At 71.2% G+C, this 19,978-nt stretch carries 18 protein-coding genes and 3 tRNA genes; 11 read left to right on the forward strand and 10 right to left on the reverse strand.

What is annotated here, in order from left to right; all coding sequences use genetic code 11:
* Positions 1-49: 49 nt before the first annotated feature.
* A complete protein-coding gene (cofC, locus tag OG984_RS11865; RefSeq protein WP_328531776.1) occupies positions 50-691 on the forward strand; it encodes a 2-phospho-L-lactate guanylyltransferase in 642 nt (213 codons plus the stop codon).
* On the opposite strand, the gene OG984_RS11870 is transcribed toward cofC, so the two are convergent.
* Complete coding sequence (locus OG984_RS11870) at positions 688-1,389, reverse strand: hypothetical protein (RefSeq protein WP_328531777.1); 702 nt, start codon at positions 1,387-1,389, stop codon at positions 688-690. The two genes, cofC and OG984_RS11870, sit on opposite strands and share 4 nt — an antisense overlap.
* 251 nt (positions 1,390-1,640) lie before the next feature.
* On the opposite strand from OG984_RS11870, the gene OG984_RS11875 reads away from it, so the two are divergent.
* A complete protein-coding gene (locus tag OG984_RS11875) occupies positions 1,641-2,846 on the forward strand; it encodes a hypothetical protein (RefSeq protein WP_328531778.1) in 1,206 nt (401 codons plus the stop codon).
* A 129-nt stretch (positions 2,847-2,975) separates the two neighbouring features.
* On the opposite strand, the gene leuD is transcribed toward OG984_RS11875, so the two are convergent.
* On the reverse strand, positions 2,976-3,578 hold the full coding sequence (gene leuD / locus OG984_RS11880; protein WP_328531779.1) for a 3-isopropylmalate dehydratase small subunit: 603 nt from the start codon (positions 3,576-3,578) through the stop codon (positions 2,976-2,978).
* 5 nt (positions 3,579-3,583) lie between these two features.
* Positions 3,584-4,996 (reverse strand): 3-isopropylmalate dehydratase large subunit, encoded by a 1,413-nt coding sequence (gene leuC / locus OG984_RS11885; protein ID WP_328531780.1) that lies wholly within the window; start codon positions 4,994-4,996, stop codon positions 3,584-3,586.
* A 146-nt stretch (positions 4,997-5,142) separates the two neighbouring features.
* On the opposite strand from leuC, the gene OG984_RS11890 reads away from it, so the two are divergent.
* Positions 5,143-5,865 carry an IclR family transcriptional regulator gene (locus OG984_RS11890; protein WP_008358359.1) on the forward strand — a complete coding sequence of 241 codons (723 nt, stop codon included), beginning with the start codon at positions 5,143-5,145 and terminating at the stop codon, positions 5,863-5,865.
* Between the two features lie 115 nt (positions 5,866-5,980).
* On the opposite strand, the gene OG984_RS11895 is transcribed toward OG984_RS11890, so the two are convergent.
* Genes OG984_RS11895 through OG984_RS11905 form a run of 3 tightly spaced genes read right to left on the reverse strand, consistent with a single transcriptional unit; the run spans position 5,981 to position 8,414 of the window.
* Positions 5,981-6,448, reverse strand: a complete 468-nt coding sequence (locus OG984_RS11895; RefSeq protein ID WP_328531781.1) for a hypothetical protein — start codon at positions 6,446-6,448, stop codon at positions 5,981-5,983.
* On the reverse strand, positions 6,448-6,927 hold the full coding sequence (locus OG984_RS11900) for a methylated-DNA--[protein]-cysteine S-methyltransferase (protein ID WP_328531782.1): 480 nt from the start codon (positions 6,925-6,927) through the stop codon (positions 6,448-6,450). The genes OG984_RS11895 and OG984_RS11900 overlap by 1 nt, the downstream gene beginning before the upstream one ends.
* Positions 6,927-8,414: an Ada metal-binding domain-containing protein gene (locus tag OG984_RS11905; protein ID WP_328531783.1), complete on the reverse strand. Its 1,488-nt coding sequence runs from the start codon at positions 8,412-8,414 to the stop codon at positions 6,927-6,929. Before OG984_RS11905 ends, OG984_RS11900 begins: the two co-directional genes overlap by 1 nt.
* 175 nt (positions 8,415-8,589) lie before the next feature.
* Here OG984_RS11905 and OG984_RS11910 point away from each other — a divergent pair, with 175 nt between their 5' ends.
* The 8 genes from OG984_RS11910 (at position 8,590) to OG984_RS11945 (ending at position 18,375) form a co-directional block, all read left to right on the forward strand.
* Complete coding sequence (locus OG984_RS11910; protein WP_328531784.1) at positions 8,590-9,756, forward strand: LCP family protein; 1,167 nt, start codon at positions 8,590-8,592, stop codon at positions 9,754-9,756.
* 23 nt (positions 9,757-9,779) lie between these two features.
* Positions 9,780-11,321, forward strand: coding sequence for a histidine ammonia-lyase (gene hutH, locus OG984_RS11915; RefSeq protein ID WP_328531785.1), 1,542 nt, complete (start codon positions 9,780-9,782; stop codon positions 11,319-11,321).
* Between the two features lie 172 nt (positions 11,322-11,493).
* Entirely contained in the window at positions 11,494-13,149 is a 1,656-nt protein-coding gene (gene hutU / locus OG984_RS11920; RefSeq protein WP_328531786.1) for a urocanate hydratase, read from the forward strand.
* Between the two features lie 94 nt (positions 13,150-13,243).
* Positions 13,244-14,461 carry an allantoate amidohydrolase gene (locus tag OG984_RS11925; RefSeq protein WP_328531787.1) on the forward strand — a complete coding sequence of 406 codons (1,218 nt, stop codon included), beginning with the start codon at positions 13,244-13,246 and terminating at the stop codon, positions 14,459-14,461.
* Positions 14,458-15,768, forward strand: coding sequence for a formimidoylglutamate deiminase (locus tag OG984_RS11930; protein WP_328531788.1), 1,311 nt, complete (start codon positions 14,458-14,460; stop codon positions 15,766-15,768). The genes OG984_RS11925 and OG984_RS11930 overlap by 4 nt, the downstream gene beginning before the upstream one ends.
* Positions 15,765-16,934, forward strand: a complete 1,170-nt coding sequence (hutI, locus tag OG984_RS11935; protein WP_328531789.1) for an imidazolonepropionase — start codon at positions 15,765-15,767, stop codon at positions 16,932-16,934. Before OG984_RS11930 ends, hutI begins: the two co-directional genes overlap by 4 nt.
* The gene (locus tag OG984_RS11940) at positions 16,931-17,845 is read left to right on the forward strand and encodes a fructosamine kinase family protein (RefSeq protein ID WP_328531790.1); all 915 of its coding nucleotides are present in this window, start codon (positions 16,931-16,933) and stop codon (positions 17,843-17,845) included. The genes hutI and OG984_RS11940 overlap by 4 nt, the downstream gene beginning before the upstream one ends.
* Complete coding sequence (locus tag OG984_RS11945; RefSeq protein ID WP_328531791.1) at positions 17,842-18,375, forward strand: arsinothricin resistance N-acetyltransferase ArsN1 family B; 534 nt, start codon at positions 17,842-17,844, stop codon at positions 18,373-18,375. The genes OG984_RS11940 and OG984_RS11945 overlap by 4 nt, the downstream gene beginning before the upstream one ends.
* Before the next feature lie 89 nt (positions 18,376-18,464).
* On the opposite strand, the gene OG984_RS11950 is transcribed toward OG984_RS11945, so the two are convergent.
* The 4 genes from OG984_RS11950 to OG984_RS11965 form a co-directional block, all read right to left on the reverse strand.
* Positions 18,465-18,537 (reverse strand) — tRNA-Glu (locus tag OG984_RS11950).
* A 173-nt stretch (positions 18,538-18,710) separates the two neighbouring features.
* A tRNA-Glu gene (locus OG984_RS11955) sits at positions 18,711-18,786 on the reverse strand.
* Between the two features lie 63 nt (positions 18,787-18,849).
* Positions 18,850-18,921, reverse strand: a tRNA-Gln gene (locus OG984_RS11960).
* 110 nt (positions 18,922-19,031) lie between these two features.
* Positions 19,032-19,970, reverse strand: coding sequence for a CPBP family intramembrane glutamic endopeptidase (locus OG984_RS11965; RefSeq protein ID WP_328531792.1), 939 nt, complete (start codon positions 19,968-19,970; stop codon positions 19,032-19,034).
* Positions 19,971-19,978: the final 8 nt, after the last annotated feature.

Raw genomic sequence — 19,978 nt, forward strand, 5'->3', positions numbered from 1 at the left:
TACCGGGCCGTCACCTCGGGGTTGTGAGATACCTGTCAGGATCTACCCTGTGCCTGCACCTGCACCCGGTTACGTCGTCCTGCTGCCCGTCAAGCCTCCGGCGCGCGGCAAGTCCCGGCTGGTCGGCATCGAGTCGCACGAACGCGCCGATCTGGCTCGCTCGTTCGCCCTCGACACCGCCGAGTCGTGCCTGGCCGCCTCCGGCGTCGGTGCCGTCCTGGTGATCACCGACGACTCCTACTTCGCAGCCGACGTCGCTCGCCTCGGTGCCGCCGTCATCCCCGACGGGGTCAGCGGAGACCTCAACGAGACCCTTGTGCAGGGCGCACGTGAAGCCAGGCGCCGCTGGCCGGAGCTTCGCCCCGCGGCCCTGTGCGGCGACCTGCCCGCACTCCGCTCCGCCGACCTGGACGCGGCGCTGACCGCCGCGAGCGGGTTCACGGCTGCGTACGTCGAGGACGCGGCGGGCGGGGGGACCACGCTCTACACCGCACCCCACGACCGCTTCCAGCCCGCCTTCGGGCCCGGGTCCGCCGCCGCCCATCGAGACGGCGGGGCCCATCCGCTGGAGGGCGACCTGCACTCGCTGCGCCACGACGTCGACACCCTCGAGGACCTCGAGGCCGTACGCAGGCTGGGGCTCGGGCCGCGTACGGCCCTGGCTTCGGTGCGGGTCGCGAGTCTCGGCTAGGAGTCGACCGAAGGCGTCTCTGCGCCGGTCTCCGGGGTCGCCGAGGCGCCGCTCTCCGTCGACTTCTTCGCAGGGGTCTTCTTCGCCGGAGCCTTCGTCGCCGCCGTCGTCTTCGCCGGAGCCTTCTTGGCTGCCGTCTTCTTGGCTGCCGTCTTCTTGGCCGTCGTCTTCTTCGCTGCGGTCTTCTTCGCGGCCGTCGTCTTCGCGGCCGTCGTCTTCGCCGGGGCCGACGAGGTCGCGGGGGTCTCCGGAGTCGACGGGGTCGCCGGGGTCGCGGTCTTCTTGGCCGCCGGCGTCTTCTTCGCGGTGGTCTTCTTGGCCGCCGGGGCCTTCTTCGCGGCGGGCGCCTTCGTGGCCGTCGTCTTCTTCGCCGCCGTCGTCTTCTTCGCAGCGCTCTTCGTGGCCGTGGTCTTCTTGGCGGCGGTCTTCTTCGCCGGGACGGGCTTCTCGGCCGGCGCGGCTGCCTTCTCGGGGGTGACCGGGGCGGGCTCGACCTGCGGGTCCGCGACCGGCGCGACCGCGGTCTCAGGCATGACGGCCGGCTCGGCAACCGGCTTGCCAGCCGGCTTCACGACGGGCTCGGCAGCCTTGACCGGCGCCTTGCGTCCGGGCCGCGGCACCTTGACCTTCGGGACGGAGGGGAGCTTGACCTTGCCGGAGACCACATCGGCGACCAGCCTGCCGGCCGTGTCCTTCACCGCGCCGACGACTTTTCCGGCCTGTTTGCTTGCATCAGCTACTCGTTTTCTCACCACCCGTCCGACCTTAGGCCATGCCCGGCCCCTGCGGACATACCGACGGCATGTGAAAACGGATTGTTCACCTGAACTCTCCTGATCCCGACGCCTCGGCGTGGTTACCGTGGAGAGACTCGGGGCACGTCCGTAGCTCAGCTTAGACATCGCAGGCCTTCGGGTGACAGGACGAGGAAGGTACGACCATCACCGACGTGCACATCGACGAAAAGCAGCCGCCCGTGGTGCTCGAGGAGCAGCCGCCCACGGTGAGGCACAGCCGTGCCGGAATCCTCTTCTCGGCCTGCATCATCCTCGCCCTGATCGCTTCCGTGGCCTGGCTCGCGGTCCACACGACCCGTCTCGCCGAAGGGCGCACCGGGGCCGAGGCCAACGCGCCCACCCCCGCGCCGCCCGCGCCGACGGTCCGTAACAGCGCGCCCGCCGTCCCGGCGACGTACGCCGCTCTGCCCGTCGGTCCGGCGACGACGCTGCCGTTCGTCGACCAGGCCGGCCGGCTCCAGCTCGGCGCGAAGCCGCAGAAGGTCTACGGCTCGCAGATGAGCGTGGCCGGGTGGACGGTGCTGATGTACGAGCGCGCCGACAAGCCCGGTCCGGTGTGGATCGCGCGACGCGGCAAGACCATCCAGGTCCCCGGCCTGTGGATCCAGCCGGTCCTGAGCAAGGACGGCAACCAGCTCTTCGCCCTGCAGCAGACCGGCGACGAGACCTCCGCCCTGGTCGCCGTGGACACCGCCACCGGCGAGGAGACCGACCGGCTCGACCTCGAGGGCGCCCCGGTCGCCACGGCGATCCTCGGCACCGACCGCACCCGCGCCTACTTCCGCACCGGCATCGTCCCGACCCCTCCGGCCGTACCCGGCAACTACGGCGAGCTGACCGTCTCTCGCCCGCCGGTGACGGCATGGGATCCCGGCCATGCGACCCAGCGGATCTCGCTGCCGCTCGGCTACCAGCAACTGATCCCGCTCCGCCGCGGCGTACTCCTTCACAACCCCGGCGAGTGGGAGGCCCGCTTCGCCGCCATCGAGGCCGACGGCAGCCTCACCCAGCCCGGCGTGCACGCACCGCTGCCCGGCTCGGTCGCGGACTCCCCCGACGGCTCGATCGTCGCCATCGCCCGCAACCCCAGCGACCCCGGGATGATCAGCTATGGCGCCGAACGCGGCATCGCGGTCAACATGAGCACCTCCGAGCACATCGACCTGCGCGTTCCCGACGCCGTCGAGAAGGTCTACGTCGCCGGCTTCGAGTCCGACCGCAGCGTCGTCCTCTACACCGCGACCGCCACCGAGTCCTGGTACCTCCGCTGCTGGGTCGACACCGGCTCCTGCGACCGCGTCACCGGCTCCCAGCGTGGTGCCGACGGCCGCCAGATCCGCCTCCCCGGCCACCCCTGACAGCCGAGACGTCAGTTGCGTCGGCCGAGAATGCAGTTGTGGGCGACGAGAGTGCACTCTCGTCGCCCACAACTGACAATTCGATCTACGTAACTGACGTCTCGACCGACGCGAGCGCCTTCTCGGCGATCAGGCGTGCTGGGTGACCGGCTTGAAAGAGGGCCGGGTGGCCTCGTACGCCGCGATGTCGTCGGCGTGGGACAGCGTGATGCCGATGTCGTCGAGGCCCTCGAGGAGGCGCCAGCGGGTGTAGTCGTCGATGTCGAAGGAGTCCTCGATGGCGTCGACACCCTCGCCGGCCCGGACGGTGCGCGACTCGAGGTCGACCGTGATCTGGGCGCCGGGGTTGTCGAGGTAGTCCCACAGCTTCTGGACGACCTTCTCGTCGACCTTCGCCGCGAGCAGGCCGGCCTTGCCGGAGTTCCCGCGGAAGATGTCGCCGAAGCGGCTGGAGATGACGACGCGGAAGCCGTAGTCCATCAGCGCCCAGACGGCGTGCTCGCGCGAGGAGCCGGTGCCGAAGTCGGGACCGGCGACGAGCACGGAGGCCCCGGCGTACGCCTCGTTGTTGAGCACGAAGGTCGGGTCGTTGCGCCACGCGGCGAAGAGGCCGTCCTCGAAGCCAGTGCGGGTGACGCGCTTGAGGTAGACCGCCGGGATGATCTGGTCGGTGTCGACGTTGCTGCGGCGCAGCGGCACGCCGGTGCCGGTGTGGGTGGTGAACTTGTCCATGGTTCTCAGGCCTCCACGAGAGTCAGGTCGGCGGGCGAGGAGAGGGTGCCGCGTACGGCGGTGGCGGCGGCCACCTCCGGCGAGACCAGGTGGGTGCGTCCGCCCTTGCCCTGGCGACCCTCGAAGTTGCGGTTGGAGGTCGACGCGCTGCGCTCGCCGGGGGCGAGGGTGTCGGGGTTCATGCCCAGGCACATCGAGCAGCCCGCGCCGCGCCACTCGGCGCCGGCGTCGAGGAAGATCTTGTGCAGACCCTCCTCCTCGGCCTGGAGGCGCACCTTGGCCGAGCCCGGCACCACCAGGAATCGCGTGCCCTCGGCGACGCGGTGGCCCTGGATGATGTCGGCGGCCGTACGCAGGTCCTCCATGCGGCCGTTGGTGCAGGAGCCCAGGAAGACGGTGTCGATGTGCACCTCGCGCATCGGAGTGCCGGCCTCGAGGCCCATGTAGGCCAGGGCCTTCTCGGCCGCGATCTTCTCGTCGGCGTCCTCGAAGTCGTCGGGGCTCGGGACGGCAGCACCCAGCGGGACGCCCTGGCCCGGGTTGGTGCCCCAGGTGACGAACGGGGTGACCTCGGCGGCGTCGAGGACGATCTCCTTGTCGAAGACCGCGTCCTCGTCGGTGACCAGGGACTTCCAGTGCGCGACGGCCTGGTCCCACTCGGCGCCCTTCGGAGCCTCGGGCTTGTCCTTGATGTAGGCGAAGGTGGTCTCGTCGGGGGCGATCATGCCGGCCTTGGCGCCCCACTCGATCGACATGTTGCAGATCGTCATCCGGGCCTCCATGGAGAGCTCGCGGATGGCCTCGCCGCGATACTCCACGATGTAGCCCTGGCCACCGCCGGTGCCGGTCTTGGAGATCAGGGTGAGGATCAGGTCCTTGGCGCTCACACCCTCGGGCAGGGTGCCGTTGACGGTGACCGCCATGGTCTTGGGCTTGTCCTGCATCAGCGTCTGGGTCGCCAGCACGTGCTCGACCTCGGAGGTGCCGATGCCGAACGCGATCGCGCCGAACGCGCCGTGCGTGCTCGTGTGGGAGTCACCGCACACGATCGTCATGCCCGGCTGGGTCAGGCCCAGCTGCGGGCCTACCACGTGGACGATCCCCTGCTCGGCGTCGCCGAGGGGGTGGAGACGTACGCCGAACTCCTCGGCGTTCCTGCGCAGCGTCTCGACCTGGGTGCGGCTGACCGGGTCGGCGATCGGCTTGTCCCAGTCGACGGTCGGGACGTTGTGGTCCTCGGTCGCGATGGTGAGGTCCGGACGGCGCACCTTCCGGTTGGACAGCCGCAGGCCGTCGAAGGCCTGCGGGCTGGTCACCTCGTGGATGAGGTGAAGGTCGATGTAGAGGAGGTCGGGCTCTCCCGCGGTCGACCGGACGACATGCTCGTCCCACACCTTCTCCGACAAGGTCCTGCCCATGACACGTTCTCCATCTGGCATTTTTGGTCTGTAGTGGCCGGTGGCGGCTGCTCGAGCGTTGGATCGCGATGTCAGATCCGCCACTTCCAGTCTGCTTCTACGAGCGTAACGTTGCATCTCAGGTTCTGAGAAGTTAGTCTTGCGATATGGACAGTTCCAGCGGTGTGGGTGTGCTCGACAAGGCCGCCCTTGTGCTCACAGCTCTCGAATCCGGCCCGGCGACCCTGGCGGGTCTGGTGGCCGGGACGGGTCTCGCCCGTCCGACCGCGCACCGTCTGGCGGTCGCTCTGGAGCACCACCGTCTGGTCGCCCGCGACATGCAGGGCCGCTTCGTCCTCGGTCCGCGCCTGGCCGAGCTCTCCGCCGCTGCCGGCGAGGACCGGCTGCTGGCCACCGCCGGGCCCGTCCTGGCGCGTCTGCGCGACATCACCGGCGAGTCGGCGCAGCTGTGGCGGCGCCAGGGCGACTTCCGCGTCTGCGTCGCCGCCGCCGAGCGCCCCTCCGGTCTGCGCGACACGATTCCCGTCGGCTCGCAGCTGACGATGCGTGCCGGGTCGGCCGCTCAGATACTGATCGCATGGGAGGACCCCGAGCGCCTCCACCGCGGCCTGCAGAACGCCGCCTTCTCCGCGGCCGCCCTGTCCGGCATCCGCCGGCGCGGCTGGGCGCAGTCGATCGGCGAGCGCGAGGCCGGCGTCGCGTCCGTCTCCGCTCCGGTCCGCTCCCCCGGCGGCAAGGTCATCGCCGCCGTCTCCGTCTCCGGCCCCCTCGAGCGTCTCACCCGCCAGCCCGGCAAGATGCACGCTCCCGCGGTCCTGGCTGCTGCCGACCGGCTCTCGGAGTCGCTGCGGCGCGCGGCTGCGGAGTAACTCCTGTCACTCCTGCCCCAGGGATACCCGGTTGACCGGGTATCCCTGCGCTTGACGGGTGTTTCAGTGCCCGCCAAGTCCAGGTTTCACCGGTCAACCGGGTATCCCCGCAACCTCAACCGCAGATCTCCCGAACCGCCTCACGAACAGCCTTGAAGTCCTCGGCCCGAGTCTGGTCCTCGGCCAGCCCGACGATCGCGGCGACGCCGTAGTCCTCGAAGAGCCGAGGCTGGGCGTCCTCGAGGTCGCCTGCGACCAGCACGACGACACCGGCCGCGGTGCTCTCCGCGAACCTCACCGACCAGGTGGGCTGCTGGAGTCCGCCGACGCGTTCGATGGTGTCCTTCGCCTCGTCGCTCGACACGTCCTGGTCGCACGTCAGCTGGCCGTTGACGAGCAGCTCGCGCTCCCCCGCCTCTCCCGACCTCGTGCTCTCACCGGTCACGGGTTCGGCGGGTTCCGCGGTCCCCTCTCCGCACCCGGCGAGCCCGGCAAGCCCGGCGAGCGCGGCCACGAGCGCACAGATCACCAGCGGCGTACGCCACAACTGCGGTCTCGCCCGCCACAACTGCAGTCTCGCCATCAGAAGAGGGCGCCGCTCTCCAGTCCCAGCAGCGTCGTCTTGCGGTCCAGCCCACCGGCGTAGCCGGTCAGCGAGCCGTTCGCGCCGACGACGCGGTGACAGGGGATCACGATCGGGATCGGGTTCTTGCCGTTGGCGAGCCCGACCGCGCGGGCGCCGTGGCCGGTCAGCTCGAGGCGGCCGGCGATCTGCCCGTAGGAGCAGGTCGTGCCGTACTCGATCTTCAACAGCTGCTCCCATACCCTCTCCTGGAACGCGGTCCCGGAGGGCGCGAGCGGCAGGTCGAAGGTGGTCCGGTCACCGGCGAAGTACTCGCCGAGCTGCCGGGCGCACTCCGTCAGCAGCGGGTCCGAGTCGGACCTTTCCCCGCGCGGCCGGCCCTCGGCGTAGAGCGCGGGCATGAAGTCGATCGCGGTGATCGCGCCGTCGTGCGCGACCAGCCGGAGCTCGCCGACGGGCGAGTCGATGATGGTCCACATCAGAGTTCCTCCAGAGCAGTCAGTGAAGTCCACAGGTAGAGCAGGGCGTACGAGCGCCACGGCCGCCACGCGGCGGGATCCGCCGCGTGCGCGCCGAGCACTTCCAGCGCTCGTCGGATGCCGACGTCGGTCGGCAGGAAGACATCGGGGTGGCCGAGGGAACGCAGCGCGACGTAGTCGGCGGTCCAGGGGCCGACGCCGGGCAGGCCGAGCAGCTGCTCGTGCACGACGTCGCGATCGGTGCCGCGGTCGAGCTGGAGCTCGCCGGAGGCGAGGGCCGCGGCCAGGCCGGTGACCGCCCGCCCGCGCGAGCGCGGCATGGGCATGCCGGCCGGGTCGGCGGCGGCGAGGGTCTCCGCGGACGGGAACAGATGGGTGAGACCGTCGATCTCGGTCGCGATCGGGCGGCCGTGCTCGGCGACGATCCCCGCCAGCACCGTACGCGCGCCGGCGACCGAGACCTGCTGCCCCACGATCGTACGCAGCGCCAGCTCGCCGCCGTCGACGGTGCCGGGCACCCGCAGCCCCGGCAGCGCCAGGGCCAGCGGACCGATGACCGGGTCGCCGGAGAAGACGTCGCCGACAGCGCGCGGGTCGCAGTCGGCGTCGAGCAGCCTCCGGGCGCGCTCGACCGCCGCGGTGGTGTCCCGCAGGTCGGTGAGCTTGAAGGTCGCGTGGACGAAGCCGGTCTCACCCTCGGGGATGTCGGCGAGCTCGAGGCGCAGCGTGCCCGGTCCGTTGGGCAGATCGAGGCTGCGGGCGAACCACAGCCGTCCGTCCTCGACCCCTGCGACCTCCACGCCCGGCACCACGTGGTCGCGCAGGAAGGCGTGCAGGGCACGGCCGGCGAACGGGGTACGGACGGCGAGCCGCAGCGCGATCGTCCCGTCGGCCCGGCGCCGCGAGCCACGGCGCCCGCGGAGCTCGGTCGGCGAGGCCGCGTAGACCTCGCGGACGGTGTCGTTGAACTGGCGTACGCTCGAGAAGCCCGCCGCGAACGCGATGTCCGCGAAACCGAGCTCGGTGGTCTCGACCAGCGTCCGTGCGGTCTGCGCGCGCCGCGCCCGCGCCAAGGCCAAGGGGCCGGCGCCGAGCTCGGTGGTCAGCAGCCGGGTCAGGTGGCGCGGCGAGTAGCCGACCCGGCGGGCCAGCCCCTCGACACCCTCCCGGTCGACGACTCCGTCGGCGATCAGCCGCATCGCGCGTCCGGCCAGCGTCGCAGCCACGTCCCACTCCGGGCTGCCCGGGGTGGCGTCGGGGCGGCAGCGCTTGCACGCGCGGTAGCCGGCCGCCTGGGCCGCCGCGGCGGTCCGGTGGAACGACACATTGGTCAGAGCCGGGGTGCGCGCCGGGCACGAGGGGCGGCAGTAGATCCCGGTCGAGGCCACTGCCGTGTAGAAGACCCCGTCGAAGCGCCGGTCGCGCGACCGAACGGCGCGGTAGCACGACTCGAAGTCGAGTCCGTTCACGCTCGTCGTCCCATCCATGTCCCCCATGTTGCCGCGTTAGGAACGAAATTACGCGCGGTTTTCGGACAGTGCCTTCCTCATGGTTTCACATTGCCGTTACCTGAAGAAGCAACCTCTCGGCTCACTGGCGCGTACAACCTGTGTGGGCTGCACACGCAGACGGTCTGCTCACGCGGATGGGCGAGGGAGGGTGATGAGGTCGGAGACGAGATCAGGCACGCGTACGGTCGTGCTCACCGTCGTGATCACCATGCTGTTCCTGGCGGTCGGCACCGGGATCGGCACCTGGGCGTTCTACGGCCATCTCAACCGCAACCTCGGCTCCGGCGGCGACATCCACCACCTCGTCGAGGAGCCGGAGAACCAGGACGAGGGCCCCAAGCAGCCGCTCAACATCCTGATCCTCGGCACCGACGGACGTGACTGTGCGGGTTGCTCGATCGACGGTGAGGGCGGCTCGGGCGGCTCCGACAGCACGATCCTGCTCCACGTCGCCGCCGACCGGAAGTCGGCCTACGGGGTCTCGATCCCCCGCGACGCGCTCGTCGACCGGCCCGAGTGCACCGCCCCCGACGGCACCACGATCCCCGAGGCCAGCGGCGTGATGTGGAACCAGGCCTACGCCCTCGGCGGCCCGATCTGCACCGCTCGCCAGACCGAGCTGCTCACCGGCATCCCGGTCGACCACTACCTCGCTCTCGACTTCGCCGGGTTCCGCGGCATGGTCGACGCCGTCGGCGGCGTCACGATCTGCATCCCCGAGGAGATCGACGACGAGGAGCACAACATCTTCCTCCCCGCCGGGACCCACAACCTGCGCGGGAAGCAGGCGCTCGACTACGTACGCAACCGCTCCTCCACCCCCAACGCCGACCTCGGCAGGATGCGGCGTCAGCAGTACTTCCTCACCGCTCTCGCCACCAAGGTCCTCTCCGCCGGCACCCTGACCCGCCCACGCCGGCTGGCCACGTTCGCCACCGAGCTGTCGAAGTCGATCACCACCGACATCGGCTCCGTCGCCGGGCTGGCCGAGCTGGCCGCCCAGATGCGCGACGTCGACCCGGACAGCATCGAGTTCGAGACGGTGCCCAACCAGGCCTATCCCGAGGGCGATCCCAACTGGGGCCGGCTCCAGATCCTCCCGAAGGCCGACGACCTGTGGCAGCGGATGCTCGAGGACCGTCCCCTGCACGACCCGGCGAGCGCCCCGGCGAGCTCACCGACCAGCTCTCCGACGAGCGCCACCACACCCGCGAACCCCGAGGTCAGCGCCTCCCCCAACGAGGTCCCGGCCGAGTCCGTGACCCCCGAGCAGCAGGAGAAGGACGCCGCCGACAACGGCCTGTGCGCACCCGCGTGAGTGTGATGTGATCCACTCACCTCATGACCAACACCACGGTTCCCGTCGGGGTCGGCGCCCTCACCTTCGACCAGGTAGTCGCCGTCGCCCGTCATGACGCCCCCATCACCCTCACCGACGAGTCCCTGAAGGCGATGGCCACGAGCCGCGCGCTCATCGAGGACCTCGCCCACGACACCCGGCCCCACTACGGCATCTCGACCGGCTTCGGCGCGCTGGCCAACACCTCGATCCCGCCCGAGCACCGCGCCCAGCTGCAGGCCTCGCTGGTCCGCTCGCACGCGGCCTCCTCGGGCGCCGAGATCGAGAAGGAGGTCGTACGCGGCCTCATGCTGCTCCGCCTCTCGACCCTCGCCACGGGGCGGACCGGAGTGCGCCCCGAGGTCGCCCAGACCTACGCCGCGCTCCTGAACGCCCAGATCACCCCGGTCATCGGCGAGTACGGCTCGCTGGGCTGCTCCGGCGACCTGGCCCCGCTCGCCCACTGCGCGCTCGCGGCGATGGGCGAGGGCGACGTACGCAACGCCGACGGCGAGCTGGTGCCCGCGGCCGACGCGCTCGCGGCCGCCGGGATCACCCCGGTCGCGCTGCGCGAGAAGGAGGGGCTGGCGCTGATCAACGGCACCGACGGGATGCTGGCGATGCTCGTCCTGGCGCTCGCCGACCTCGATGACCTGGTGGCCACCGCGGACATCGCCGGAGCGCTCAGCATCGAGGGGCTCCAGGGCACCGACAGCGTCTTCGCCGAGGACCTCCAGGCGCTGCGTCCGCACGCCGGCCAGGCGACCTCGGCCGCCAACATCCGCGCCGTCCTCGCGGACAGCGGCATCGTCGCCGACCACCGCGGGACCGGGTTCACCCGGGTGCAGGACGCCTACTCGCTGCGCTGTGCGCCCCAGGTCCACGGCGCGGTGCGCGACACCATGGCCCACGCCGCCCGGGTGGCGGAGACCGAGCTCGCCAGCGCGGTCGACAATCCGGTCGTCACGCTCGACGGCCGGGTCGAGTCCAACGGCAACTTCCACGGCGCACCGATCGGCTACGTACTCGACTTCCTGGCCATCGCCACCGCCGACCTCGCCTCGATCTCCGAGCGCCGCACCGACCGGTTCCTCGACAAGGCCCGCAACCACGGGCTGCCGCCGTTCCTCGCCCACGACCCCGGGGTCGACTCGGGGCACATGATCGCGCAGTACACCCAGGCCGGGATCGTCTCCGACCTCAAGCGCCTGGCCGTCCCGGCGAGCGTCGACTCCATCCCCACCTCCGCGATGCAGGAGGACCACGTCTCGATGGGCTGGAACGCCGCCCGCAAGCTCCGTCGCGCCATCTCCGGCGCACGTCAGGTCGTCGCGATCGAGATCCTCACCGCCGCGCGCGCGATCGACATGCGCGCCCCGGAGCGCCCCGGCGCCGTCGGTGCCGCACTGGTCGAGCAGATCCGCACGCTGGTCCCGGCCCCCGGGCCCGACCGCTTCCTGGCCCCCGACATCAAGGCCGTCGTGGACCTCGTCGCCACCGGTGCGCTGCTCGACAAGGCGCGCACCCTCGCCGAGATCCGCTGACCGCCACCGCGCGCCGCTTTCCCGCCATGGTGGGAAAGCGGCGCAATCGGTCCGCAGATCCCGCGGCAGAATCCCGCCATGGCGGGAAAATGCGCCGATACCAGCCCTCCAGGACGAACTTTTCGCCGGGGCGGGCTGACGCCCGATCCCCGGATGAGGTGAGATGGACCACATGAGCGAACCACGCACTGTCCGCGCAGCCCGCGGCCCCGAGATCACCGCCAAGAACTGGCAGACCGAGGCCGCCAAGCGCATGCTGATGAACAACCTCGACCCGGAGGTGGCCGAGCGCCCCGACGACCTGGTCGTCTACGGCGGCACCGGCCGCGCCGCGCGGTCGTGGGAGGCCTACGACGCCATCGTCCGCACCCTCGACGATCTCGAGGCCGACGAGACCCTGCTGGTGCAGTCCGGCAAGCCGGTCGGCGTCTTCCGCACCCACGAGTGGGCGCCGCGCGTCCTGATCGCCAACTCCAACCTCGTCGGCGACTGGGCCACCTGGCCGGAGTTCCGGCGGCTGGAGTCGCTCGGCCTGACCATGTACGGCCAGATGACCGCCGGCTCGTGGATCTACATCGGCACCCAGGGCATCCTCCAGGGCACCTACGAGTGCTTCGCCGCCATCGCGCGCAAGAGGTTCGGCGGCACCCTGGCCGGCACGCTCACCCTGACCGGCGGCGCCGGCGGCATGGGTGGCGCCCAGCCGCTCGCGGTCACGCTCAACGAAGGCGTCGTGATCGTCGTCGACGTCGACGAATCGCGTCTCCGGCGCCGGGTCGACCACGGTTACATGGACACCGTCGCGTCGTCGCTCGATGACGCACTCGCCCAGGCCGAGGAGGCCAAGAAGTCGCGTACGCCGCGCTCCATCGGCCTCGTCGGCAACTGCGCCGCGGTCTTCCCGGAGGTCCTGGCGCGTGGGGTCGAGGTCGACATCGTCACCGACCAGACATCGGCGCACGACCCGCTCTCCTACCTCCCGCTGGAATACACCGTCGAGGAGTGGGCCGCGCGGGCCCAGGAGGACCCCGACGACTTCACCGAGAAGGCGCAGGCCTCGATGGCCAAGCACGTCGAGGCGATGGTCGGCTTCATGGACCGCGGCGCCGAGGTGTTCGACTACGGCAACTCGCTGCGCGAGGGCGCCCGCCTGGGCGGGTTCGCGAACGCGTTCGCCTTCCCCGGCTTCGTCCCCGCCTACATCCGGCCGCTCTTCGAAGAGGGTCTCGGCCCCTTCCGCTGGGCGGCGCTCTCGGGTGACCCCGAGGACATCGCCAAGACCGACCGGGCGATCGTCGACCTCTTCCCCGAGAACGAGGGCCTCAAGCGCTGGATCACCCAGGCGGGCGAGAAGGTGCACTTCGAGGGCCTGCCGGCGCGGATCTGCTGGCTGGGCTACAAGGAGCGCCACCTCGCCGGGCTGAAGTTCAACGAGATGGTCGTCTCCGGGGAGCTCTCAGCGCCGGTCGTCATCGGCCGCGACCACCTCGACTCCGGCTCGGTGGCCTCGCCCTACCGCGAGACCGAGGCGATGAAGGACGGGTCCGACGCGATCGCCGACTGGCCGCTGCTCAACGCTCTCCTCAACACCGCCTCCGGCGCCTCGTGGGTCTCCATCCACCACGGCGGCGGCGTCGGCATCGGTCGCTCCATCCACGCCGGCCAGGTCTGTGTCGCCGACGGCACTCCCCTGGCCGCGGAGAAGATCGAACGGGTCCTGACCAACGACCCCGGCACGGGCGTCATGCGTCACGTGGACGCCGGCTACGAGCACGCCCGCGACGTCGCCCGCGAGCGCGGCCTCAACATCCCGATGCTGGACGCCTGACCCGCCGAGTCGGCTCATCTTGACCACAATGCTCGCCGAGTCGGGCCCGTCAAGACGGGCCGACTCGGCAAAGAAGTAGAGGAAGACTGTGAGTTTGGACGTCGTCGAACTGCTGGGCGAGATCGCCGAGATCGGCCGCGACCCGGTGCGTGGTGGCTACTCCCGGCACGTCTACGAACCGGCAGAGCTGGAGCTGCGCGAGTGGTTCCGGCGTACGTCGGCAGGGCTCGGCCTCGAGATCGAGACCGACCGCAACGGCAACATCTGGGCCCACTGGGGCCCGAAGGAAACGGGGACGGTCGCGATCGGGTCGCATCTCGACTCGGTGCCGGGCGGGGGCGCCTACGACGGCCCGCTCGGCGTCGCGTCCTCGCTGGCCGCGGTCGCGGCGCTCATGGACGAGGGCTTCGTCCCGGCCCGGCCGGTGACGGTCGCGGCGTTCGGCGAGGAGGAGGGCTCCCGGTTCGGCATCGCCTGCCTGGGATCGAAGCTGATGACCGGTGCCATCCCCGGCACCACGGTGGCGGCGCTCACCGACGGCACCGGTGTGACGTACGCCGAGGCCTGCCGGGCGGACGGGATCGACCCGGCCGGGCTCGGCCGCGACGAGGAGCGGCTGGCGAGCCTGGCGGCCTTCGTCGAGCTCCACGTGGAGCAGGGCATCGGGCTCGCCGACCTCGATACGTCGGTCGCGGTGGCCTCGAGCATCCTGGCCCACGGCCGCTGGAAGCTGGTCTTCTCCGGGGAGGGCAACCACGCCGGCGCGACCCGGATGCGCGACCGGCGCGACCCGGTGGCCGCGATGGCGGCCGCGGTGCTCGCCGCCCAGCGGATCGCGTCGGCCCACGACGGGGCCGACGCGGCGCGGGCCACGATCGGGCGTCTCACCCCGATCCCGGGCGGCACCAACGTGATCGCGTCCCGGGTGGATGCCTGGCTCGACGTACGCGGCGACACCGACCCGCAGACCCGAGCCCTCCTCGACGAGATCCTGGAGGCCTCCCACGCGGTCGCGAAGGAGCACGGCTGCAGCCTGGAGGTGACCGAGGAGTCCTACGTCTCCACCGTCCACTTCGACCCTGACCTGCGACAACGGCTCGTCGGAGCACTCGGCGGGGTGCCGGTGCTCGCGACAGGCGCCGGCCACGACGCCGGCATCCTGGCCTCCGACGTCCCGACCGCGATGCTCTTCACCCGCAACCCCACCGGCGTCTCCCACTCGCCCTACGAGACCGCCACCGACGACGACTGCCGGGCCGGGGCGCGAGCCCTGACCGAGGTCGTCCGGCTGCTGGCGAGCGAGCCCCGATGAGCCCCGGCACGATCCGGATCCACGCCGAGCGGGCCCTGGTCGACGGTGCCGAGGTCACCGACGTCGTGATCGAGGTGACCGACGGCCGGATCTCCGCTATCACCCCGAGCGACGGCGCGCAGACCGCCGACCTCCGCCTCGGCACCGTGCTCGCCGGCTCCGGCAACGCCCACTCCCACGCCTTCCACCGCGCGCTGCGCGGCCGGACGCACGACCAGGGCGGCGACTTCTGGCGCTGGCGCGAACAGATGTACGCCGTCGCCGACCGCCTCACCCCCGACTCCTACGAGCAGCTGGCCGAGGCCGTCTTCGCCGAGATGCTGGTGACCGGCTGGACGTCGGTCGCCGAGTTCCACTACATCCATCACCGGCCCGACGGCTCGCCCTACGAGGATCCCAACGCCTTCGGCGCAGCGCTCATCCGCGCCGCCGCGAGCGTCGGGATCCGCCTGGCCCTCCTCGACACGCTCTACCTGACCAGCGCCCCGGGCAGACCGCTCCTCCCCGAGCAGCGCCGCTTCGGCGACGGCACCGCGGCCGCCTGGCTCGACCGCTGGCGCCGCCTCCACGAGCAGCAGCACACCGTCGGCGCGGCCATCCACTCCGTACGCGCGGTCTCCCCCGACGACATCGCTCTGGTCGCCGAGGGGCTACCCCCTGAGGCGCCCCTGCACGTCCACCTCTCCGAGCAGCCGGCGGAGAACGAGCAGTCGCTGGCCGCGTACGGACGGACGCCGACGCAGGTGCTCGCCGATGCCGGTGCGCTCTCGCCGCGCACCTGGCTGGTCCACGCCACCCATCTGACCGAGGACGACATGGCCCTCATCGCAGAGAGCGGCGCGGGGGTGCTGATGTGCCCGACCACCGAGGCCGACCTCGGCGACGGCATCGGCCCGGCCCGAGAGCTGGCCGACCACGGAGTACGGATCGCCCTCGGCTCCGACCAGAACGCTGTCATCGACCCCTGGCTCGAGGTGCGCGGCCTGGAGGCCGGCGAACGCCTGCGGTCCCGGAAGCGCGGCCGCTTCTCCCTCACCGACCTCGAGTCCGCCCGCACGACCGACGGCTACGCCGCCTGCGGCCTGACCGGCGGCCTCCGGGTCGGTGCCAGCGCCGACCTGGTGGAGATCGACCCCGATTCCGTACGCACCGCCGGAGCCGCCCTCGACCAGCTCGCCCTCGTGGCGACCGCCACCGACGTGACCAGGGTCGTCGTCGGCGGACAGGTGGTGGCCGAGAACGGTCGGCTGGCCGACGGCCGCGACCCGGCCATCCTGGTGACCGACGCACTGAAGGAGCTCCGATGAGCCTGCTGCTGACCGACATCGGCGAGCTGACCACCCACACCGACGAGCACGGCACCCTCCACGACGCTGCCCTGGTGGTCGAGGACGGCCGGATCGCCTGGATCGGCCCCGCCGAGCGGGCCCCAGCAGCCGACTTCCGGGAAGGTCTCGCGGGCCGCGCAGTGCTCCCGGGCTGGGTCGACTCCCACACCCACCTGGCCTCGATGGGCGACCGTGCCGAGGAGTTCGTCGACCGGATGGCCGGCCGGCCCTACGAGGCCGGCGGGATCATGCGTACGGTCGAAGCCACCCGCGCCGCCACCGACGACGACCTCCGGGCGCGGGCGCGGTGGCTGCGTACGGAGGCCTACCGTGGCGGCACCACGACGATCGAGGCCAAGACCGGCTACGGCCTCGACGTCGAGACCGAGCAACGGCTGGCCAGGATCAGCGCGGAGCACGCCGAGTCGGTCACCTACCTCGGCGCTCACGTCGTCCCCGCCGGCGCCGACCGTCGTGCCTACATCGACCTGGTGACCGGCCCGATGCTGGCGGCCGTCGCCCCCTACGCGACCCACATCGACGTCTTCTGCGAGACCGGTGCGTTCGACGTCGAGGAGTCCCGCGAGATCCTCCTCGCCGGTCGCGACGCCGGCCTCGGGGTCAAGGTCCACGGCAACCAGCTCGGCGAGTCCGGCGGCGTCCAACTCGCCGTCGAGCTGGGCGCGCGGAGCGTCGACCACTGCAACCACCTGAGTCGCGAAGACATCGAGGCGCTCGCCGGTTCGACGACGGTCGCCACGATCCTTCCCGCCTGCGACCTCTCCACCCGCGAGCCGCTCGCCCCGGCGCGCGACCTGGTCGACGCCGGTGCCACGATCGCGATCGCCTCCAACTGCAACCCCGGCTCCTCCTTCACGACCTCGATGGCCTTCTGCGTCGCCACCGCCGTGCTCCAGCAGCGGCTGACCTTCGAGGAGGCCCTGTGGGCGGCCACGGTCGGCGGCGCCACCGCGCTCGGCCTCGACGACTCGGCGGGCCGGATCACGGTGGGCGGCCGTGCCGACCTGCACGCGCTCGACGCCCCCTCGGCCAAGCACCTGGCCTACCGCCCCGGCGTGCCCCTCACCCACAAGGTCTGGAAACGCGGCGCGAGCATGTTCACGCCCAGTAATCTCGGCGGGTGACCCAGACCGGCCCGGACCTGCTGACCCAGCGACTCCGGCAGGCCGGGATAGGCGACGTCAGGACCGTCGAGCCGGCGACGGGCGGCCTGGCGGCCACCGCCGGCGTCGCCCACCGCGCCAACGGCTCGCGGTTGTTCGTGAAGACGTTCACCCAGCCGATGGCCACCGACGCCTTCGCCGCGGAGGCGGAGGGACTCGCGGCCCTCCGCGACCTCGGCGGGCTGACGACCCCGGACGTGCTCACCGCCGACTCGCACCTCCTCGTCCTCGCGATGCTCGAGCCGAGACCTTCCACCGAGACCTTCTGGACCGACCTGGCCCACGACCTCGCCCGCCTCCACACCACGACGACGCACCATCGGTTCGGGTGGCACCGCGACAACTGGCTCGGCCGGCGACGACAGCGAAACACCTGGGACGACGACGGCCACACCTTCTTCGCGGAACACCGACTGCTGCGCTGGCTCGAGGAGCCCGCGGTCGCCGCCGCCCTCGGCCCCGCCGACCGCGCCGCGCTGGAACGGCTCTGCGACCGGCTGCCCGACCTGCTGCCCGACCGCCCGGCGTGCCTGACCCACGGTGACCTGTGGACCCAGAACATCCTGGCCACCCCCGACGGACGACCCGCACTGATCGACCCGGCCGTCTCCTACATGTGGGCGGAGGTCGACCTCGCCCACCTGTGGACCACATCGCCGCCTCCCGAGTCGCAGAACTTCTTCGACCTCTACGCCGAGCTCGTCGGGCTCGACCGAGACTGGCGCGACCGGATGCCGATCCTCCAGCTCCGCCAGCACCTGGCCGTCATCGCCCAGTTCGACGACGACTGGGGAGCCGCCGACACCGTCCGCGCCACCCTCGCCCCCTTCCGCCGCGGCACCCCGACAAGCGCTGTCACCATGGAGCCATGAATCCCAGGACCATCCGACCCGCCACCCCGGCCGACGCCGAGGCGTGCGCGAAGATCTACGAGCCGTACGTCCGGGAGACCGTGATCTCCTTCGAGACCGACCCGCCGACGACCGCGGAGATGGCCCGCCGCATCGACGCCGCCACCCGCGCCCACGCCTGGCTGGTCCTGGAGACCGACGGCGAGGTGACCGGCTACGCCTACGCCACCGAGCACCGCACCCGAGCCGCCTACCGCTGGGCCTGCGACGTCAGCATCTACCTCGACCGCGACCGTCGCGGCAACGGCGCCGGCAAGGCCCTCTACGCCGCCCTCCTCCCGATCCTGAGGGAGCGCGGCTACCGCCGGGCACTGGCCGGGATCGCGCTCCCCAACGAGGCGAGCATCGGCCTCCACCGCTCGTTCGGCTTCGCCGACGTCGGCGTCTACCGCCGCATCGGCTGGAAGCTCGACGCCTGGCACGACGTCGCCTGGATGCAGCTGGACCTTGATCCCGAGGAGCAGCCGACGACCCCCGTGGCCCCGAGGTAGCCGGATCGACGAGGATCAGGCCGGAGCGAGCCCACAACGCGAAAGCGGTCCCTCCCAGCGCTTGCTGAGAGGGACCGCTTCGGTACTTGTACCCCCGACCGGATTTGAACCGGCGTTACCGCCGTGAGAGGGCGACGTCCTAGGCCGCTAGACGACGGGGGCTTGCACCGCCTGCACCGGCCTTTCGGCCCCGCAGGCAGGAGAAACATTACCGGATGACCTGCCGATCCCCCACATCGGCACCACCCCTCCGCGCCGCCCGGACGTCGGCGCCGCCGGGCCTACGGCAGAAATGGCGAAGAGCCCCGAGTCAGTGACTCGGGGCTCTTCCTGCGTGGTACCCCCGACCGGATTTGAACCGGCGTTACCGCCGTGAGAGGGCGACGTCCTAGGCCGCTAGACGACGGGGGCTTGCAGCGGGTGAAACCTTAGCGAACCGCTTCGGTGACTCCCAAATCCTCCGGAGAGGATCCGCTGGGCTACTAGGACTCGAACCTAGAATAACTGGACCAGAACCAGTCGTGTTGCCAATTACACCATAGCCCATCGCCTTGCTGGACTAAGCCTCACAAGGACGATCTGGCCCTGGGGATTTCTCCCTCGAACCGAGAGGAAACATTACCGGCGAGGTCCCCCGGCGACGAAATCGGCACGCCCTAGAGACTCTTCGTCGTGGTCGAGAGCCCTGCCGACCGCGCCGCCCACACGGTCAGCGCCAGGAAGACCCCCGACTGGACCAGGGTGACCGGGATCCGCCACCACGACCCCTCTGAGGTGTTGAGCACCGCCGAGATGTCGCCGAAGGCGACCGCCATGCCGAGGCTGACGAAGTTGTTGAGGACGTGCATCGCGATGCCCGCCTCGATGCCCCCGGTCGCGATCACGCAGATGCCGGCGACGATCCCGAAGGCGAACCGGTCCAGGAACAGAGGGAGGTCCTGGGACCCGTGGGCGGAGGCGAACAGCAGCGCGGTGATCGTCACCGAGACGGTCCGTGCCCAGGCCATCCCACCGAAGAGCGAGCCGAAGGTCTGGAAGATGTAGCCGCGGAACAGGTACTCCTCCCCCGCAGCCTGCAGCGGGGTGAGCAGCACGATCACGAGCACGAAGTCGCGCATCGTGCTCGTGTAGGGGTTGAGCGTGCTGGGCCCGAGATCGTCGCCCGGGATCGGCAGCCGCGAGGCGATGATGACGGTGACCACCATCGTGATCGCCGCGATCCCGAGACACTGCAGCAGCCACGGCCAGCGGATCCGGCGCTCGACCGAGGCGAGCCACCCCGGCCGCAGCCCGTGCAGGGCCCAGCACAGCAGCATGGCGGCCGGGATCGCCCCGGCGAGCGAGAGCAGCAGGAAGGCCAGCGACTCCGGGGTGACGTTCTCCACGTCGGCGACCCGGGCCATCCCGGTGGCGACGTCGTCGCCGGTGAGCACGAAGAAGAGCTCGAAGCCGACCAGCACCACCGCCGGCGAGACGAAGAAGACACACAGTCCGATCAGGATGAGTCCGACCAGCGGTCGCCCCCAGCCGCTGCGCCCGCTGCGCTGCACCTGGTAGTACGCCAGTCCCGAGGGCGGCTCCATGACCGTGCTCATCCTGCCCG

Source organism: Nocardioides sp. NBC_00368, assembly GCF_036090055.1.
Taxonomy (GTDB): Bacteria; Actinomycetota; Actinomycetes; order Propionibacteriales; family Nocardioidaceae; genus Nocardioides.

Coding starts and splice junctions, on each gene's coding strand:
- leuD (WP_328531779.1), bottom strand. CDS start 3,578: ATGGACAAGTTCACCACCCACACCGGCACCGGCGTGCCGCTGCGCCGC.
- leuC (WP_328531780.1), bottom strand. CDS start 4,996: ATGGGCAGGACCTTGTCGGAGAAGGTGTGGGACGAGCATGTCGTCCGG.
- OG984_RS11890 (WP_008358359.1), top strand. CDS start 5,143: ATGGACAGTTCCAGCGGTGTGGGTGTGCTCGACAAGGCCGCCCTTGTG.
- OG984_RS11895 (WP_328531781.1), bottom strand. CDS start 6,448: ATGGCGAGACTGCAGTTGTGGCGGGCGAGACCGCAGTTGTGGCGTACG.
- OG984_RS11900 (WP_328531782.1), bottom strand. CDS start 6,927: ATGTGGACCATCATCGACTCGCCCGTCGGCGAGCTCCGGCTGGTCGCG.
- OG984_RS11905 (WP_328531783.1), bottom strand. CDS start 8,414: ATGGATGGGACGACGAGCGTGAACGGACTCGACTTCGAGTCGTGCTAC.
- OG984_RS11910 (WP_328531784.1), top strand. CDS start 8,590: ATGAGGTCGGAGACGAGATCAGGCACGCGTACGGTCGTGCTCACCGTC.
- hutH (WP_328531785.1), top strand. CDS start 9,780: ATGACCAACACCACGGTTCCCGTCGGGGTCGGCGCCCTCACCTTCGAC.
- hutU (WP_328531786.1), top strand. CDS start 11,494: ATGAGCGAACCACGCACTGTCCGCGCAGCCCGCGGCCCCGAGATCACC.
- OG984_RS11930 (WP_328531788.1), top strand. CDS start 14,458: ATGAGCCCCGGCACGATCCGGATCCACGCCGAGCGGGCCCTGGTCGAC.
- hutI (WP_328531789.1), top strand. CDS start 15,765: ATGAGCCTGCTGCTGACCGACATCGGCGAGCTGACCACCCACACCGAC.
- OG984_RS11945 (WP_328531791.1), top strand. CDS start 17,842: ATGAATCCCAGGACCATCCGACCCGCCACCCCGGCCGACGCCGAGGCG.
- OG984_RS11965 (WP_328531792.1), bottom strand. CDS start 19,970: ATGAGCACGGTCATGGAGCCGCCCTCGGGACTGGCGTACTACCAGGTG.